Here is an 18,198-nt window from a genome sequence, read left to right as displayed (position 1 = left end):
ATACAAATAACGAGGAAATAACGTCTGAAATCCGAGATTTCTGCTGCTTTGAATCAACATCGGCAAAAATCACCGGTTATTCAGACCTTCCCTAGTTGAACTTTGGAGTCTTTGATCATGCGAGGTGTCGCATCTACGCTCCGACCCAGGGCTTTTTCATCAACCAGGTCCGAAAGGTCCCGGGAAAAGAGCTGCCACTTTCCCTGTTCATAACCGGGCCGGCTGAAAACATCCTTCGCTTCACCCCGATAGCCCTTCAGGTTGTATTGCAAAAGGCCCATATTCGGCGCACTGTTATCTGCCTCCGCCGGACGATGGCGGCGCACGCGCCCCGCAAGTTGAATAATGGAGCGATATGAGGATGGCTCTACGACAGCCCAGTCAAAATCATGGTCACGACCCACTTCTTCCACGGGAGTGGTGACCAAAATAAAAATCAGGTCCGTGCTATCGCCAGAATCCAAATGTTCCCGGATTTCCGGCTGCTGAAAAACACCTTCAGGATCATTTACCGGTCTATTCCTTTTTAGAACCTGGTCAAGATGTTTCTCTTGCTCATGCCTCAACAACAGAACTTGCTGGCTATGATAGGCCATCGTTCGAATTTCAACGTGCTCGAGCCATTCGGCGTCTAATAAGTATTCCGTTAGCTCGACGCAGGGCCGGATATTAGCGCAGCGCACCATACCAAAAGAGATGTTGCGTCCGGTTTGGGCATCTTGCTCATGATGTTCCAAGTGCTTGGAGAGGATCGCTTGTCGAATCGTGTTGAAAAACTCGTTCTGTCTCGATTCTTCCGATTCAGGCTCTGCCAGAGGAACAATCTCAGCTCGGCGTTTAACCGGCTCGTTACGCAGTTTTGACACCCGTTTGTCCACGAAATCCTTGTGCGCCAGCTGATAACGCGCAGTCGCATCCTTCCCCTGACTTACTGTCACCAGTTGGGTCTTGAACTCATCTGTCCAACCACATGCTACCTGGCTATTTTGATAACGACTGGCAGCAAAAACCGCCCAGCCTTTTTGGTAAGCCGTGAAGTAGCCGAGAGCGAGGTCGGGCGGGATGGTGGCGGAGGAAATCATTACCTTGCGCCCCAGCATACCTGCGAGATAAATCAGACGACCAATTGCCACCAGGTCCTCCCCAGTGAAATCATCAACTTCATCAATCACCAGATCTGATGACATCAAACGCAGACTCGGCAGAATATAACGGCCACCACGAGTCGTTTCCGTAGCGGCCATCATATGGTCGATAGTGCATGCCAAAACGGGCGCATAGAGCAAGGCGCGCTCTTTCCTTCCGGTCAGAACGGTTGTTAATTCTTCTTCCGGGAGCAGATCCTGCCAGCGATCATCGTCATCAAAGCCGTACAATTCATCTTGCTCATCCAAAAGTGGCTCGTAAGATTCCGAACCGAAAGCCTCAAGCTCTTGTAGCTGGTTTTCCTTCTCCTGCGGTTCTTTCGCCCCTTTATGCAGGTCCAGTATTGCGCGAGAGCCGATCAAAACCGCCAGCTCCTCTTCATTGAGGCCCACCCGTTCGCGGTATTCATCACCAGTTTGCAACGTCAGTGTCCTCAGCCCCAGCGCCAGAACAAACCGGAGACTTTGCTGGTCTTCGGACAACGCCTGCATAATTTTGGCATTGGCCAGCGTCTTTCCCCGCCCCGTACTGGCCATGTTTACAATAAAATAACCACTGACCTTGTCATCATTGTCTTGCCGATAGTTTTTGATGACAGAAACCGCTTTATCCTGCCAGCCAAACTGTTTTTTGATATCGGGGGATGCGCTCTTTGGTGGTTTCAGTTTCGGGACATCTTCTGCAACCGGTGTGTCGCGCTCAAATCGGGGCAGCATTCCGCAGGCACGGACCGCCACCTCAGAAACCTTAACCACATGCTCATCCAGTCGTTGCTTGAACTGGCCTTGATTAGGGCCATCACTGTGGGTGTTGGCAAACAAATTAACACTTACCGGCCACCTCACATCTTCTGGCTGGGATGAGTAGTAGTGATCACCCAGCATCAGGCAGAGCCGAGCATGATGGGCAATGGTCCGCCAACTGCCATCCTGCACCGCTGCGGCAAAAAGGGGTAAATGTTCCTGGAGCTGTCGGGCACGGTGGCTCAGTGCCTTTAACCAGTTTGAGGAGCGCGACAGCATCCCCTGCGGAAACGCAAAACAATCGGGCAGACGCTGATTGAACTCATCGGCATCAAAACGATTTTCGTAACCCCATTGCTGGCTGATACGCGCTAACAGCCGCTGAGGCTTTTCGTTGGTCTGATCTCCAAATTTACTCGTTTCTTCAGGCTTAGGAAGGCGATGGTGGGACAACACCAACCATAGCAAGACACTGGCTGCATCAGGTAGATTACAAAATGGCGAGCAATTATCAGAAACCCCAAGCAAACTGGCTTGCAGCTGTTGCTCGTCGATGGACTCGTTCAGGAATGGCTCAAGCCAGCTTTCATCCTGGCTCGGGTCTTTCCCGGCCTTGATCAAAGCCGTTAGCAGCAAACAGGAAATCCACTCATGACGCAGCGGGTCGCCCTTGAACCTGTTTTTTGATTCCGGGTTCAGCTTATCTTGAAACAACTTGGTGGCTTTGCCCCAATCATGCAGTAGCCCTGCCAGCCCCACAAAGGCTTTAATCAAGGGCAGGTATTTCCAGTTATTCTCTGCGTCGGACCACAATAAATCCTGTTCTGTCCGGTTAACCGGTACTTGGCCTTCCAGGTTGAATTGTTTTTTATTGCCAACAATCCAAAGCAGCTGTGTGCGAGAACGGGACCGAATCCAGTGGCAACTCACCGCCGTGCTTTTGCTGGCCGTTTTCCGCAACATCTTTCTTACGGTATCCAGCCCATCCTCAGTGATCAGCGTTTGCCAGGTGTTATCACCAATCCGATTGGCAAACGCGTCCAGCACTCGCCGGGTTTTCCGGATGGCATTTTTTTCGCATTGAGAGACAAAGGTGACCATCATAGGCCACGCTCCTCAATCATCTCCTGAGAATAATCTTTTAGCGCAATGCTTTTCACGGTGTCGAACATGAAGTCCAGAGCTTTGTGATCGATAAAGACCTGAAGTACCTGTTGCCGAAACTCCTGCTCCGTGGCATTTTCCTTGGCGCAAACAAAAGCCCAGGGCAAAATCAGAGCGTCTTTAATCAGGTCAGCCACATCAAACACGAGAGCACCCCTGCGGGTTTTCCCATGCATGACCGCAAAGCCATGAGGAATCCCTAAAACCCATAGACAGCAGGCAGCCAAGCCATAGGCAAGGTAATTGCCATGGTTCAAAAAGTCGTTGGCTTTATCCAGGGATTGATGTTGCCGGGTGAAGTTTGTTTGGCCGGAGGCATTAGCAGCGTATTTATAGAGAGCTTTGGTCAGTTGCGCCTCGGTCAACAATATGTCGGCAGGCTTGGCCGCATTCTCGGTACGCGATGCAAACACGTTAAGCGCTTTCTCGATTTCGCCATCCGTGATGTCGAACCCCTCTATCCTCAACTCACGATCGTTCTGCCAAATCTTCTGCAAGTATTCGATACGGGCATACTGGAACTGTTTCGCAACTGCTAACCGCTGCGTTTCATCAAACCAAAAGGCCAGCCAACCCTGGAGATATTCAGTCGGCCGGTACTCACTTTGTGGCGTCAGCCACTCCACCTCAGTTGCCATATAAAGTGGAGTCCCGCCACCACCACAGAATCCAACCAACACACCGGCCTGGGCAAGCATCCTCATGGCGGCCTGGGTAATGGACGTGCCATTACCCAACAGAAGAACGGTCGTGTTTGCGATAGGGATATTGAAGTATAAGTTATCCTTCTCAGTGTCAGTCAGGTACAGCACTCGCCCATCTTTTTGCATGACTCGGCAATATTCGAGGTAGTAAAGATTCGCTCGCCTGGAGTGCAATATTGCTTTCAAATCTGACGGTGAAAAATCGTCCATATGAATGCCTTCTGAACATTATCCAAGCCATGCGAGCACAGCAGTGCTGACTGGCTAACCGTACACCATGTGCTGCCCCAACAACTGCATCACCCAAACACAGTTTTTCAATAAATCCCCGCCATCCGCCGAACCCGATCCGCAACCTCTGCCCGCAACTCCGGCGGCCCCAGCACTTCCACATCCGGGCCATACCGCAGCACATCCATCACCAGCTCCCGGGAATCGGAATAGGGAAACGTTAGGTGGTAGCCGTCGTGTTGCCACTGTCCAGTCTGGTCCGGGTGCCAGGTTTCCTCGGCTACCCATTGCGCGGCGTGTTCGGAAAAACGCAGGTGGGCGGTGGCTTTCGGAGCGCCACCAAAGATGCCGAAACCGGAGGTAGTGAAGGCGTCCAGTTGATCGGGGCTGACTGATCTGGCGGGGGTGGACTGTATTTCCGGATCGATTATTCGATCCAGGGAAAACAGGCGGAGTTCATTGGCGGTTTCACACATGGCCAGCAAATACCAGTTGGAGCGGTAGTGGAGCAGTCTTTGGGGATGAACAAGGCGGGCTTTCTCACCACTGCCACTGCGGGCCTGGTAGAGAAACCGCAACCCTTTGCCTGAGAGCGTTGCCTGGGCGACCGGGTCAAAGGTCTGGTGGCTAGCACTCCGGGTTTGAATGGGCTGGATGCGTATGCGCTCACTGACCTTTTCGGCGTCGTGGCCGGATTCGCCCAATAATTGCTGGATTTTCTGCTTCAATGGCGCCAGGCGAGGGGCCACCAGGCCGGGTTGTACGTTTTCCAGCAGGTATTCACACGCAAGCAGTGCGTAGAGTTCGGCCGGGTTCATCCAGAAACCGGGTAGCTCGAACACCGGGGCGTGGGGGTTATACCGGTGGCCGTTGTCATCCCGGCAATATTCGAGTGGCGCGCCCAGTGAGTCACGCAGGAATTCAAAATCGCGGGTAATGGTGTTTCGGCTGGCTTCCAACTCGGACATGAACACCCGCATGGGAACGGGCCTGCGGGCATTCCTGAGCAGGTCGTGGATTCTGTAGATGCGGTCAAATCGGCTCACCGGCACTCCCTGCCAATCTGCTCTTCCGAAATGTAACTTCCCGCTACACTACTAAAACTGTGCCCTTCTTACTACCAGCGTCCCTGCAGTGTCGCCATCACCTGCCGGCTGCCCGCCCGGTTACGATGCTCGCAAAGGTAGATGCCCTGCCAGGTGCCCAGTGCCAGCTCGCCGTGGCTGACGGGGATGGTGAGCGAGGGGCCGATCACCACGTTCTTGATGTGGGAGGTGGTGTCGTCCGGCCCTTCCAGGGTGTGCTCGTAGTAGGGCGCGTTCTCCGGCACCATCACGTTGAAGTGGCGCTCCAGATCGCCCCGCACATCCGGGTCGGCGTTTTCATTGATCGCCAGGGAGGCTGAGGTGTGCTGGATAAACAGATGCAGTATACCCACTTCGCAGTTGGTGAGTTCCGGGCCCTTGGCCAGCACCTGGTCGGTGATCAGGTGAAAGCCCCGTGGAGACGGGGCCAGTTCTATCAGGTTCTGATGCCAGATCATTCAAACTCCCATTTCCGTTAGCCTTCGTCCCAGGGATGCACCGGCACCACTGCGTCATCCGCCAGCTGGTTTTCATAGGAGCTGCGGAAATAGTCCATGGCTTTCTCGGCTTCACCCAGTTCATCGAAGCGGGCCACGTGGTAAATGGCCTCGCCCTCGTTCACCAGGGGCAGGTTATTCACACAGATCACGATGCCGGAGCAGGGCGTGGTCACCGCCTCTTCGGTTTCACCAAACGGGTCCGCCACCATGGCCAACCGCTGGCCCTTGCGCACTTTCTGCCCCAGGCGGGCAACCGGGCGCATGATGCCATCAAGATCCGCCCTCACCCATTGCGAGTTGGCGGCGGTTTCGGAGCGTTTCCTCGGCGCCCGCGGCCCTTTTTTGGCAGGCACCATGGCCAGCTCGCGCATGACCCGGATCACGCCTTTGACGCCACTGCTGATCACCACGTCGTCAAAACGCAGGGCCTCACCTCCCTCAAAGGTGATCACCGGAATATCCTGGGAATCCGCGTAGGCGCGAAGACTGCCCTCCCGCAGGCTGGCATTGATGATAATCGGCGCCCCGAAGGCCTCGGCCATGCGGATGGTTTCCGGGTTTTTCAGCTCGGCACGGATCTGGGGCAGGTTGAAGCGATGGATGGCGCCAGTGTGCAGATCGATGATGTGACTGACGTTTTCCATGATCTGGGTGCGCAGCAGGTAAGCAATCCGGCCACCCAGAGAACCGGTTTCCGACCCCGGGAAGCACCGGTTCAGATCCCGACGGTCAGGCAGATAGCGGGTGCGCTGCACAAACCCGAAAATGTTGACGATGGGCACCGCCACCAGGGTGCCCCGCAGGTGGCGCAGCGCGGAGTTTTTCAGTACCCGACGGATAATCTCCACGCCGTTGATCTCATCGCCGTGAATGGCGCCACACACCATCAGCACGGGCCCGTCGCGGCGACCGTGCACCACTTCCACGGGAATGTGCAGCGGCGTATGCGTATAGAGCTTCGCCACCGGCACTTCCACCGTTTCCCGGGTGCCGGGCTGGACTTTGACGCCGGCGATTTCGAAAGGGGCTCTGGCCATGGGTTCAGCCCCTGCCCCGGGTGCGGGTCTTCCAGGGTTTGTGGTTTTTCTCGGTCCAGTTGATGATCATGCCGGCCACGTTCTTGCCGGTGGCATTCTCAATACCTTCCAGACCCGGGGAGGAGTTCACTTCCATCACCAGGGGGCCACGGCTGGAGCGAAGCAGGTCCACACCCGCCACGTTAAGGCCCATGGCCTTGGCGGCCATGATGGCGGTCTTGCGCTCTTCCGGGGTGATCCGCACCAGGCTGGCCGAACCGCCCCGGTGCAGATTGGACCGGAACTCGCCCTCGGCGCCCTGGCGCTTCATGGCCGCGATCACCTTGTCGCCCAGCACGAAACAGCGGATGTCGGCACCACCGGCTTCCTTGATGAATTCCTGGACGAGAATGTCGGCCTTCAGGCCCATGAACGCTTCGATCACGCTCTCAGCGGCTTTGCGGGTTTCCGCCAGCACAACGCCAATGCCCTGAGTGCCCTGCAGCAGCTTGATCACCACCGGCGCGCCGCCCACCATCTTGAGCAACTCGGGTACGTTATCCGGCTTGTTGGCAAAGCCGGTCACCGGCATGCCCAGGCCCTTGCGCGCCAGCAACTGCAGCGACCGCAGTTTGTCCCGCGCACGAGTAATGGCCACGGATTCGTTGACCGGGAACACCCCCATCATTTCGAACTGCCGCAGGACCGCTGTACCGTAGAAAGTCACCGAAGCACCAATGCGCGGAACCACCACATCGAACCCTTCCAGATACTCCTCGTGGTAACTGATCCGGGGGTCGGCGGAGGTAATGTTCATGGAGCAGTGCAGGCAGTCGATCACCTGCACCTCGTGTCCGCGATTGAGCCCCTCTTCAACCAGACGACGGGTTGAGTAGAGGTGTCGGTTTCGGGACAGTACAGCAATTTTCATAATCAGGTCCTCAGTGCCGGTTCCCCGGCAAGATAGGAAGCTTCAGGATAAATAATGGAGCGGCCGGCCATGGCCGTTCGTCCCAGCAGCATCCGGAACCGCATTGAGTCCCGGTTGGTCAGGGTCATTTCCACGGGCCAGCTCTGCTCGCCCAGCACAATGGTGGTCTGGATGACCAACCGCAACTCGCGGTGGCCGCCGGAGTCTGACACGTTGCGCTCGTCCAGCACCCGGGCATCACATTCCACCATCTGGTGCAGGTTGTTCTGAACCGGGTGAACCCAGAAACGGACACGGCGCTCTCCGTTGTCAGTATAGGGTTCCATACGGAAAGTGTGCAGGCACGATGTTCTGGCCCCGGTATCCACCTTGGCCTTGATACGGCTGATATCAAGGTCCGGCAGCCCCACCCATTCCCGCCACCCGAGAGACACTTTGTTATCCGCAGGCGTCGGCGGCGTGGTTTTAATCACTTTATTTTTGGGAGTCGACATCCGGATCGTCCTTTTTATTGATTGTATCCGGGCCAAGCAACTCCACCCGGAAGGGTTCGGAATGACTGCCGGCATAAACGCTGGTATGAGGAAACGGAATCTCTATGCCGTGTTCGTCCAGCGCTTTCTTGATGACAATCATCATGCCGCCTTTGCCTTCGAGGAAATCCTCACTGGCTACCCAGAAAGAAAACTGGAGATCCACCGACGAGGGGCCGAAACCGGTCACCAGTACAAAAGGCGCTGGCTCTTCCAGACAGACCGCATTCTGTTCCGCCAGTTTCAGCAGCAGGTCCCGGACCCGCTCAACGTCCTCGGCGTAGGCGATGCCAATCACCAGATCGATACGGCGGATCGGAAACCGAGAGCGGTTCACCACCGTCGTCTTGATCAGCGTCTCATTCGGGATCCGAACGTAGAGGTTGTCCGGTGTCCTCAGTTTGACACTCAGCAGATCAATGCCGACCACCTCACCGAGGACCGCGTCTGCCTCAATCATGTCACCGATCTCAAAGGGCTTTTCCATCACCAGGAATAACCCGCTGATGATATTGGAAGCGGATGTCTGCGAGGCAAACCCCACCGCGACCGTCAGTATGCCAGCAGCCCCCAGTACCACCTCAAGGGAAAATCCCGCTTCACGCAGCGCGGCCATGGCGAACAGCAGGAACACCAGATAGAAAACCAGGCGGCGGATCATCGCCTGGTGATGCAACGATGTACGCCGTGACACCAGTCGGCCCGCGCTCCGGGCCAACAGACCACCGACCAGCCCGCCCAGAATCAGAAGAAAACCGGCAGACAGCCATTGGCCCCAGGGAATATCACCAACAATCTCAGTCATGGTTGCATGTATGGCTTCAAACACTCCCGATACTCCCGGATCAACCGAACAGGTGGTCAAAGGCACGGACCAGCCGACCTTTCACCAGTTTTTCACGGGCGGGCGCAACCGGCTCACAATGACCGGCATCGGAAATCACCGCGGCATCAATACGCAGGCTTGCCGATCCCATGTCCGTATCACACTCCACCGTGACTCCCGGTGTCCACAGCTGGCCGGCCTGATTGCGATGGAGCGAGAGCAAAGGTGTGGGCAGACTGAAACGCTCCAGAAGCAGCGCTTCTTCGCGCCGGTTAATAATGGTGACGGGTGTCACCGCCCGCCAGGGGCGCTTGGGTACAGCCTCCAGCGACAACCGGCCATAGGTGGCGGAGGCAAAACAGAGCTCACCCTCCATGGTGTTCCGGCCCAGCCAGGTCATTGAGGGCGGCGCCAGAGGAAACTCGGTAAGCTCGTTCTGCTCATTGCCCACACAGACCTTTAGCCAGAGCGTAGTTCCCACATAGAGCACACAGCGCTGCCCGGCCGGGATGGTCAGTGGCTGATAGGGACGAATCACCGTGGGCCTGCCCGCCATGGCAGGCAGATAGTGCACCAGGCCGTCATCATCCGGGCTCCGGATAAACCGTTCGACAGCCACCTCCGACGACGGCAGGCTGTAACCGGTATGAGCCAGCCAGTCCGGCGCCTCGGCCTCCGGGTCGTAAGCCATCTGACGGACCTGCCATTCCACGTCCAGCAGGGTAACCCAGAACCTGACATGCCCCAACTGATGCTGCTGTGTCTGACCGGACACCAGCTGGTAGGGAGAGGCCCAGCAACCCGTGTTCTGACTCCCGGATGAATCCGTCATGCCCAGGGGCTGACTCCTTTTATGTTTGGCTTTCAACCATTCACTATAATCCAATCCGGCAAAGTCAGCGAATATACAAACCAATGATTTTTCGGCTGTAATTACCCTTATTCACCGTACAGACAACACGGACGATGCAATGACACAACTGGTCTGGTTCCGCAATGACCTCCGCCTGGCGGACAACCCTGCCCTGACCGCCGCCTGCAAAACCGGCGACCCGGTCCGCGCCTGCTTCGTTATCACTCCGGAGCAATGGCAGCAGCACGACTGGTCCCCCGCCCGGGTCCGCTTTGTGCTCGAACACGCCAATGCCCTGGCCCGCGCCCTGGCACGCCTGGGCATTCCGCTGACCTTCATTCACTGCCACTGGTTCAGCGAGAGCCTGGATGAGCTCACCGCCTTCTGCCGGGAACAGTGCATCAAGCAGGTGCATTTCAACGAGGAATACGGCATCAACGAACGCCGCCGGGACAAACAGCTTCGTGATCGGCTGGGCGGCCTTGGCATAAAGGTCAACAAATACCGGGACCAGTGCGCCGCACCCGTTGGCGAGGTTCTGACCCAGCAGGGCGGGCCCTACTCCGTGTTTACCCCCTTTTCCCGCAGTTGGCAGCGCTGGCTGGCCGATCACCAGCCCCCGGTCTACCCGGTCCCCGCAGCCGTGGGGCCGGAAGTGCAAGCGGAGCAGACCGACACCCTGCCCAAGCCTTTTGAGTCTGCCCCGGAGCCTCTGGTTGCCACCGGCGAGGACGCCGCGCACGATCAACTCCAGGCGTTCGTTTCAGAGCAGGCCGCCCGCTACAAGGACGAACGGGATTTCCCCGCCCGTGACGGCACCAGCCTGCTCTCGCCCTACCTCGCCAATGGTGTCCTGTCTGGTCGGCAATGCGTTCAGGCAGCGAAGGAAGCCGGCGGCGGCAGCGACGGACTGGCCACCTGGGTGAACGAGATCGCGTGGCGGGATTTTTACATCCACATCCTCTACCACTACCCGCGGGTGAGCATGAACCGGGCGTTCAAAACAGAAACCGAACGGCTGGAATGGAACCACCCGGGCGAGACTTTTGACGCCTGGAAGGAAGGCCGCACCGGTATACCGATTGTCGATGCGGCCATGCGCCAGCTACGGGCCACGGGCTGGATGCACAACCGCCTGCGGATGATTACTGCCATGTTCCTGACCAAAAACCTGTTTATCGACTGGAGACTGGGCGAGGCCTGGTTCATGCAGAACCTGGTGGACGGCTTTCTGGCGTCAAACAATGGCGGCTGGCAATGGAGTGCTTCGACCGGCACAGACGCCGCGCCCTATTTCCGGGTATTCAACCCGGTCACCCAGAGCGAGCGCTTTGATCCCGACGGCGAATTCATCCGCCATTGGGTGCCGGAGTTGGCGAAGCTGGACAGCAAGCGGATTCACGAGCCTTCGCGCAAGGGTGGAGTCATCCCGAAGGGGTATCCACGGCCCATTGTGGACCTGAAGGAGAGCCGGAAGGAGGCTATTGCGCGCTTTCAGGCTTTGAAAGACGGTTAACTTGTTGCTAGGGATTGCCGGGGCATGTCAGGAAGGACTGTCCAAAAACCGCTACGAGCACATCCATGTGCGCTTATTTCGGGCCATCCTTGGCCCTCAAAATTTTTGGTCAGTCCTTCCTGACACGCCCCTACTTTGTAGCGGCCTAAACATTCCCAAAGACGGCCATCCTAATAAGTCAAAACGACAGGGTTGGGGAAGCCTTTTCAAAAATCTGCGGAGCCATGGATGGCGGAGCCGAAGCGCCACAGGGATGTGCCGCAAGGAGCGCTTTTTGGAAAGGCATTCCCAATCCTGTCTCCACCGCACTTGCAGGCTAGTTTTTTTAAAGAAGAAACGGATAAATCAGCGGAAACAAACAGGACAGCCAGGGTCTTTCGCCAATTTCATCTCACGCCACCGCATCTGCCAGGCATCCAGAATCAGCAGGCGCCCCACCAGCGGCTCGCCAACGCCACTGATCACCTTGATGGCCTCCATGGCCTGGGCAGAACCAATCATACCCACCAGCGGGGCAATCACGCCGGCCTCGGAACAGGTCAGCTCCTCGTTGCCATCTTCCGGGTACAGGCAGTGATAACAGGGGCTGTCCTCACGCCGGGCATCAAAGACCGACAACTGCCCCTCCCCCCGGATCGCCGCACCAGACACCAGCGGCACTCGGGCAGCCTGACAGGCCCGGTTCAGGGCAAAGCGGGTACTGAAATTGTCCGTGCAATCCACCACCAGCGACGCTTGTTCCACCTGCCGGTTCAGGTCCGCTTTCTCCAGGCGCTGACAGATTGACGTGACCGAAACCCCCGGATTCAACGCTTTCACCCGGTCCGCCAGGCGCTCCGCCTTGGAGTCTCCCAGCCAGTCCTGCTGGAACCCGATCTGGCGCTGGAGGTTCGCCAGTTCCACGCTATCGTCATCCACCAGCGTCAGCTCGCCAACACCGGCCGCGCCCAGGTAAAGAGCAACGGGACACCCCAAACCACCGGCGCCCACAACCAGAACCCGCGCGGATTTGAGCGCCTGCTGGCCGGCCACATCAAACCGTGGCAACAGGATCTGCCGGCTGTAGCGCAGCAGTTCTTCATCACTCAGCATGAGCTGCCTCCTGTCCGGATAACCCGAGGGGTTTCTGTGCCAGGGTCAGACGGTCGTTACCGCCATAATCCTGCCGGGTTTCAATGGTGCGCCACCCATCCGAGACCAACAACGCCCGAACCGCCGCGCCTTGGTCATAGCCATGTTCCAGCATCAGCCAGCCATCGTCAGCCAGCCACCCAGGCGCCTGTGTTATCAGGAAACGGATGTCATCCAGACCGTCGGCACCGGAGACCAGCGCCGACGAAGGCTCGAAACGCACATCGCCCTCATTCAGGTGATGATCATTGTCGGCAATATAGGGCGGGTTGGAAATGATCAGATCAAACCGCTGCCGGGGGATCTGGCTGAACCAGTCACTTTCCAGCACGGTGACGGGCAGTTTGAGCGCCTCACTGTTCCGGCGGGCCAGCTCGACCGCCCCGGCAACCCGATCACTCGCCAGAATCCGCCAGTTCGGCTGTTCACTGGCCAGAGCCAGGGCGATGGCGCCCGTGCCGGTACCCAGATCCAGAACCGACGCCTGCTCCGGCAACGGCAGGGAGAGTGCCACTTCCACCAGACACTCGGTATCCGGGCGTGGAATCAGGGTGGTTTCATTCACCTGCAACGGCAGAGACCAGAATTCCTGCTCACCCAGCAGGTAGGCAACCGGCTGGCCCTGGGCCCGCCTGGCCACCAGCTCTCGAAAATGCTCTGAGGCCTGCGCCGGCACTTCCCGTTCGGGCCAGGCGCGAAAACCGGTTCGGGTCAGCCCCGAGGCATGGGCCAGCAACAGCTCGGCATCCAGTCGGGGCGATTCGCCACCGATGGCGGTTACGGCTTCTTTGAGGAGGGAGTCTACGGTGGCGACCGGCTCAGTGTTCATGGGCCAGTTCAGCCAGAAGTTCGGCCTGGTGTTCCTGTTGCAGCGGCACAATCACCGCGTCCAGATCACCGCCGATGACCTCATCCAGCTTGTACAGCGTCAGGTTGATGCGATGATCCGTCACCCGTCCCTGGGGGAAATTGTAGGTGCGGATGCGTTCGGAACGATCGCCACTGCCAACAAGACTCTTGCGGGTTTCCGCCAGGTCCCGGTCCTGCTTTTCCCGCTCCATGTTCTGCAGGCGGGAGGCCAGGAAGCTCATCGCCTTGGCCCGGTTCTTGTGCTGGGAGCGCTCTTCCTGGCACTCCACCACAATACCGGTGGGCAAATGAGTAATCCGGATGGCGGAGTCCGTCTTGTTAACGTGCTGACCACCGGCACCGGAGGCCCGGAAGGTGTCCACCCGCAGGTCGGCCTTGTTGATTTCGACCGCTTCCGCTTCATCGGCTTCCGGCATGACGGCCACGGTACAGGCGGAGGTATGAATACGCCCCTGGGATTCGGTTTCCGGAACCCGCTGGACACGATGGGCGCCGGATTCGAACTTGAGCGAACCGTAGACACCTTCGCCGGTCACCCGTGCGATCACTTCCTTATAGCCGCCATGCTCACCTTCGTTCTCGCTCAGCACTTCGATCTGCCAGCGGTGCTTTTCGGCGTAGCGGGAATACATGCGGAACAGGTCACCGGCGAAGATAGCCGCCTCGTCACCGCCGGTGCCGGCGCGAATTTCCAGGAACACGTTCTTGCCGTCGTGGGGATCCTTGGGCAGCATCAGCCGCTGCAGTTCCTCGTCCAGTTCCTCACTGCGGCTCTCGGCACTGGCCAGCTCTTCCTCGGCCATGGCGCGCATGTCGGCATCGCCATCCTTCGCCAGTTCCCGGGCGGCTTCAATATCGTCCAGCGAGGTACGCCAGGCATTGAAGCACTGGACTACCGGCTCGATCTCAGCAAACTCCCGGGACAGATCCCGGAACCGGTTCTGGTCGGCAATAATGGAGGCGTCGCTCAATAACGCGCTGACCTCCTCGAACCGCTCTACCAGCTGTTCGAGGCGGTATTGAATGGAAGGCTTCATAGTTTTTCCGTGGTGGTGGGCTCGTCAGCTTCCAGGGCGTCCAGCTGATAGAGCTCCCTCAGGCACTCGGTGACTTCCGCACGACCATCAACCATAGCCTTGCGGACCTGCACCGATGGCTGGTGCAGCAATTTGTTGGTGAGGCCACGGGCGAGGCCTCGCAGAACCGTCTCCGGATCGCCACCGTTGCGCAATGCCCGGAGCGCTTTTTCGGTCTCACTGTCACGCATGACTTCCGCGCGCTGGCGGAAAAGTTTGAGCGTGGACACCGCATCCAGAGCCCGGAGCTGTTCAAGAAAATCATCCACACCACTGCTGACCAGGTTCTCGGCCTCACGGGCCGCACCTTCGCGGGAACGGATGTTTTCCTCGATCACCAGCCGCAGATCGTCCACGGTGTACAGATAAACGTCGGCCAGCGAGGATACCTCGGGCTCGATATCCCGGGGCACCGCAATATCGACCATGAAATAGGGGCGGTGTTTGCGCTGTTTCAGGGCCCGTTCCACCGCACCCTTGCCCAGGATGGGCAGCGGGCTGGCAGTGGACGAAATGACGATATCGACATCCGCCAGATGCTCGGGGATTTCCGACAGCAGAATACCCTTGCCGCCATACTGCTCAGCCAGGGCCTGGGCCCGTTCCAGGGTGCGGTTGGCTACCAGGAACTGGTTCACACCGGCTTCCGAGAGATGCTGGGCCACCAGCTCAATGGTCTTGCCGGCTCCGACCAGCAACGCCTTGTTGCGGGACATGTCGGCAAAAATGTGGTGAGCCATACTGACCGCCGCGTAGGCCACAGAGACCGGGTTTTCGCCGATCGCCGTCTGGGTGCGCACGCGCTTGGCCACAGAGAAGGTATGTTCGAACAACCGCGACAGGAATGATCCGGTGGCGCCATGCTCACGTGCCAGAGCATAGGCATCCTTCAGTTGGCCGAGAATCTGCGGCTCGCCAAGGACCATGGAATCCAGCCCTGAGGCCACCCGCATCATATGGCGGACGGCGTCCGAATCCCGGTGCACGTAGAGTACGTTTTCGAGTTCGGCGGCTTCCAGATCATGGAACCCTGACAACCAGCGCAGTACCGAGGGCGCGCAGTCGTCGTCACCCGCCAGATAGAGTTCAGTGCGGTTGCAGGTGGACAGGATTGCAGCCTCGGTGGCGCCGGACGTTGCCCGCAGCTCCGAGAAAGCCTCCGCCATCCGTTCCGGCGTAAACGCCACACGCTCCCGGATTTCAACGGGGGCGGTTCGGTGATTGATTCCCAGTGTCAGCAAAGCCATCGTGCGGTCGAGAAACCCTGTGCCAGTCATGGATACTAACTCGCCATTCTAACGGCGAGAACTGCTCCCTGCCACCCGAAAACACAGAGCCTTCGGCAACTGCTGACAGGTTGGGCAAGTCCGGGAGCTTATGCCATTATAGAAGCCTGGCTATGGCGACAACCCGATCCATCTCAATTCCATGGCCATTTTCAGGGGGTCTCTCCAGACGTACCGCCGACCATTTACGGGAAGTTGCATGCAGAAACCAGCGTCGTACCCGGCCATTTGCCTGCTGGCCTTCACACTGGCAATGCTTCCGGGCTGTGCCAGCCTTTCCGGCCAGAACGAGAACGAATCGTCCGCACCCGACACCGAGAGCCCTCAACAACAGGCCTCCGATGTTGTGACGCCGGAGGCCCGCTACGGGGATTTCGAGCCGGACGTTCTCTACCAGTTGCTGGCCGCCGAGATTGCAGCCCAGCGTGGTCATTACAACATTACCCTGGCCAATTACCTTCAGGCCGCCCGACAGTCCCGTGATGTCGGTGTTGTCACCCGGGCCATGCGGATTGCCCAGTCACTGAATGTGGACCAGGCCCTGCAGGAGATGGCTGCCCTATGGCTGGAACTGGAACCTGAGAACCTGCAGCCCCACCGGATAGCCACCATTCAGGCGATCAAGAACGGTGACCTGAAAACCGCTCTGGACCATATGGAAACCATCATGAACCAGGGCGAAGACGCCGATTTCGACAGCCTGGCCGCCATGGCCGCAGGGCTACCGGAAAGCCAGCAAAAGGAGCTTCTGGAGCTCTACCGCCAGTTGGCAGAACGTCACCCTGACTCCGCAGAGATTGATTACAGCATTGCTCTGCTCCTGAAGATTACCGGCGAGCCGGAGCAGGCATTGGCGAGAGTCGACAACCTGCTGGAACGCCAACCAGACTTCCAACCCGCCATCGTGCTGCGCGGCGACCTGCTTTACCAGACCGGCCAGCCCGGCCAGGCGCTGGATTATCTGACCACCCATACCCGTCGGTTCCCGGAAAACCGGCCGATGGGCACGCTCTATGCCCGCATGCTGGTCAGCGAAGGCGAACTGCAGGCTGCCCAGGACGAATTTCACCGTATTCTCGAGCGCTACCCTGACGACGACAATCTGCGTCTGTCCCACGCGCTGGTCGCACTGGACAATGATCAGCCGGAGCTGGCCAGAAGCGAACTGGAGCGGCTGCTGGAGCGGGGACGGCACAGCAACCAGGCCAGCTACTACCTGGGCCGACTGGAAGAAGACGCCGGCAACGCCGATGATGCCATTGACTATTACCACAGCGTCAGTCAGGGCGACCTGTTTTTCCCGGCACTGGCCCGCGCCAGCGCTCTGCAGGCAGACACCGGGCGGCTTGATGACGCCCTGGCTCACCTGCAACGACTCCGGGACCAGCGCCCGCAGCAGGCCGAACGCCTGTGGCTGCTGGAAACCAACCTGCTCCTGGAGCAGGACATGCCGGAACCGGCACTGACCACCGTCAATCAGGCGCTGACCCGGTTCCCCGCCAACGTCGAGCTGCGCTACGCCCGGGCCATGCTGCTGGACAGCGAAGGAAAAACGGACCGTGCCATACAGGATCTGGAAGCCATTCTTGAGCAGCAACCGGATAATGCGGTCACCCTGAATGCGCTGGGCTACATACTGACCACCTCAACGGATCGTCTGGAGGAAGCCCGGGGCTATATAGAGGAAGCACTACGCCTGGACCCGGATAACCCGGCCATCCTCGACAGCCTGGGCTGGGTACTGTTCCGCCAGGGCGATACCGAGGGCGCGCTGCATTACCTGTCACAGGCCTGGGAATCCTACCCCGACCCGGAAGTGGCCGCTCACTACGGCGAGGCGCTCTGGGTCACCGGCAACCGCGAACAGGCCCGTCTTATCTGGGAACAGGGGCTGGAGCAGGCGCCGGATCACGGCATTCTGAGGGAGACCATCGACCGCCTGACTGCCGGGAGCGATGAATGACCCGCGCCCTGCTTGTACTGCTTTTCCCACTGATCGTTTTTTCAGGCTGTACCAGCATCCAGTTGGAACCGCTTCCGGAAGGCATGACCGACCAGCCGCCTGCAGACTGGGACAAGCGCACCCAAACCCTGCGGCAGTTCAGCCACTGGACCCTTTCCGGCAAGCTGGCCGTGCGACAGCCCAGCGACAGTGGCACTGCCGTTATCAATCGCTGGACTCAGCAGGGCCCTGCCTACCAACTGGACCTGTCCTCATCCTTCATGGGCATGGGCCGCACCCGCCTGGAAGGCGTACCGGGCATGATCGAACTGACCACATCCGGCGGTGACACCTATCGCTCCAGCGATCCCGGCGATCTGGTCGAGGCCGCCACCGGCTGGCAACTGCCCATCGACAGCCTGGCCTGGTGGATTCGCGGTCTGCCTGCCCCGGACGGCCAGCCACGGCTTCTGTTCAACCAGCAGCAGAAACTCGCCATCCTTGAACAGGACGGCTGGGAAATCCGCTATGACCGCTGGCACGGCTTTCTGGACGGCATGCCCGAACTGCCTTCCCGGATCACCGCCCTGAAGGGCGACAAACGGGTTCGGGTTGTGATTGCCAGTTGGCGCCGGGAGGAATAAC

Annotated in this window: 16 protein-coding genes; 3 read left to right on the top strand and 13 right to left on the bottom strand. The window is 58.7% G+C overall.

Annotation, left to right across the window (positions count from 1 at the left end; translation table 11 throughout):
• Positions 1-80: 80 nt before the first annotated feature.
• From cas3f to HNR38_RS16195, 9 genes are all read right to left on the bottom strand, one after another.
• A complete protein-coding gene (cas3f, locus tag HNR38_RS16235; RefSeq protein ID WP_183706263.1) occupies positions 81-2,993 on the bottom strand; it encodes a type I-F CRISPR-associated helicase Cas3f in 2,913 nt (970 codons plus the stop codon).
• On the bottom strand, positions 2,990-3,967 hold the full coding sequence (cas1f, locus tag HNR38_RS16230; RefSeq protein WP_183706261.1) for a type I-F CRISPR-associated endonuclease Cas1f: 978 nt from the start codon (positions 3,965-3,967) through the stop codon (positions 2,990-2,992). The genes cas3f and cas1f overlap by 4 nt, the downstream gene beginning before the upstream one ends.
• 107 nt (positions 3,968-4,074) lie before the next feature.
• On the bottom strand, positions 4,075-5,034 hold the full coding sequence (locus tag HNR38_RS16225; RefSeq protein ID WP_183706258.1) for a WCX domain-containing protein: 960 nt from the start codon (positions 5,032-5,034) through the stop codon (positions 4,075-4,077).
• Between the two features lie 71 nt (positions 5,035-5,105).
• Positions 5,106-5,531 carry a secondary thiamine-phosphate synthase enzyme YjbQ gene (locus tag HNR38_RS16220; protein WP_183706256.1) on the bottom strand — a complete coding sequence of 142 codons (426 nt, stop codon included), beginning with the start codon at positions 5,529-5,531 and terminating at the stop codon, positions 5,106-5,108.
• Positions 5,532-5,548: 17 nt separating this feature from the next.
• On the bottom strand, positions 5,549-6,610 hold the full coding sequence (locus HNR38_RS16215) for a succinylglutamate desuccinylase/aspartoacylase family protein (protein ID WP_183706254.1): 1,062 nt from the start codon (positions 6,608-6,610) through the stop codon (positions 5,549-5,551).
• A 4-nt stretch (positions 6,611-6,614) separates the two neighbouring features.
• Positions 6,615-7,520: a 30S ribosomal protein S6--L-glutamate ligase gene (rimK, locus tag HNR38_RS16210; RefSeq protein WP_183706252.1), complete on the bottom strand. Its 906-nt coding sequence runs from the start codon at positions 7,518-7,520 to the stop codon at positions 6,615-6,617.
• Positions 7,521-7,522: 2 nt separating this feature from the next.
• Positions 7,523-8,014 (bottom strand): ATP-dependent zinc protease family protein, encoded by a 492-nt coding sequence (locus HNR38_RS16205; RefSeq protein WP_183706250.1) that lies wholly within the window; start codon positions 8,012-8,014, stop codon positions 7,523-7,525.
• The gene (locus HNR38_RS16200; RefSeq protein ID WP_343068346.1) at positions 7,995-8,882 is read right to left on the bottom strand and encodes a mechanosensitive ion channel family protein; all 888 of its coding nucleotides are present in this window, start codon (positions 8,880-8,882) and stop codon (positions 7,995-7,997) included. Before HNR38_RS16200 ends, HNR38_RS16205 begins: the two co-directional genes overlap by 20 nt.
• A gap of 16 nt (positions 8,883-8,898) precedes the next feature.
• Positions 8,899-9,711, bottom strand: a complete 813-nt coding sequence (locus HNR38_RS16195; protein ID WP_183706248.1) for a hypothetical protein — start codon at positions 9,709-9,711, stop codon at positions 8,899-8,901.
• Positions 9,712-9,850: 139 nt separating this feature from the next.
• On the opposite strand from HNR38_RS16195, the gene phrB reads away from it, so the two are divergent.
• Positions 9,851-11,248 carry a deoxyribodipyrimidine photo-lyase gene (gene phrB / locus HNR38_RS16190; RefSeq protein ID WP_183706246.1) on the top strand — a complete coding sequence of 466 codons (1,398 nt, stop codon included), beginning with the start codon at positions 9,851-9,853 and terminating at the stop codon, positions 11,246-11,248.
• 345 nt (positions 11,249-11,593) lie between these two features.
• On the opposite strand, the gene HNR38_RS16185 is transcribed toward phrB, so the two are convergent.
• Genes HNR38_RS16185 through hemA form a run of 4 tightly spaced genes read right to left on the bottom strand, consistent with a single transcriptional unit; the run spans position 11,594 to position 15,572 of the window.
• On the bottom strand, positions 11,594-12,340 hold the full coding sequence (locus HNR38_RS16185) for a molybdopterin-synthase adenylyltransferase MoeB (protein WP_183706244.1): 747 nt from the start codon (positions 12,338-12,340) through the stop codon (positions 11,594-11,596).
• Positions 12,330-13,208, bottom strand: coding sequence for a peptide chain release factor N(5)-glutamine methyltransferase (prmC, locus tag HNR38_RS16180; RefSeq protein ID WP_183706242.1), 879 nt, complete (start codon positions 13,206-13,208; stop codon positions 12,330-12,332). Before prmC ends, HNR38_RS16185 begins: the two co-directional genes overlap by 11 nt.
• Complete coding sequence (gene prfA / locus HNR38_RS16175; RefSeq protein WP_183706240.1) at positions 13,198-14,286, bottom strand: peptide chain release factor 1; 1,089 nt, start codon at positions 14,284-14,286, stop codon at positions 13,198-13,200. The genes prmC and prfA overlap by 11 nt, the downstream gene beginning before the upstream one ends.
• The gene (hemA, locus tag HNR38_RS16170) at positions 14,283-15,572 is read right to left on the bottom strand and encodes a glutamyl-tRNA reductase (protein ID WP_183706271.1); all 1,290 of its coding nucleotides are present in this window, start codon (positions 15,570-15,572) and stop codon (positions 14,283-14,285) included. Before hemA ends, prfA begins: the two co-directional genes overlap by 4 nt.
• Positions 15,573-15,810: 238 nt before the next feature.
• Between hemA and HNR38_RS16165 the strand changes: the two genes are divergently transcribed.
• On the top strand, positions 15,811-17,574 hold the full coding sequence (locus HNR38_RS16165; protein WP_183706238.1) for a tetratricopeptide repeat protein: 1,764 nt from the start codon (positions 15,811-15,813) through the stop codon (positions 17,572-17,574).
• On the top strand, positions 17,571-18,197 hold the full coding sequence (gene lolB / locus HNR38_RS16160; protein ID WP_183706236.1) for a lipoprotein insertase outer membrane protein LolB: 627 nt from the start codon (positions 17,571-17,573) through the stop codon (positions 18,195-18,197). Before HNR38_RS16165 ends, lolB begins: the two co-directional genes overlap by 4 nt.
• Position 18,198: the final 1 nt, after the last annotated feature.

Origin of the sequence: Marinobacter oulmenensis (genome assembly GCF_014201735.1) — a bacterium.
Taxonomy (GTDB): Bacteria; Pseudomonadota; Gammaproteobacteria; order Pseudomonadales; family Oleiphilaceae; genus Marinobacter; species Marinobacter oulmenensis.
This window is presented reverse-complemented; position numbering and strand designations above follow the sequence as displayed.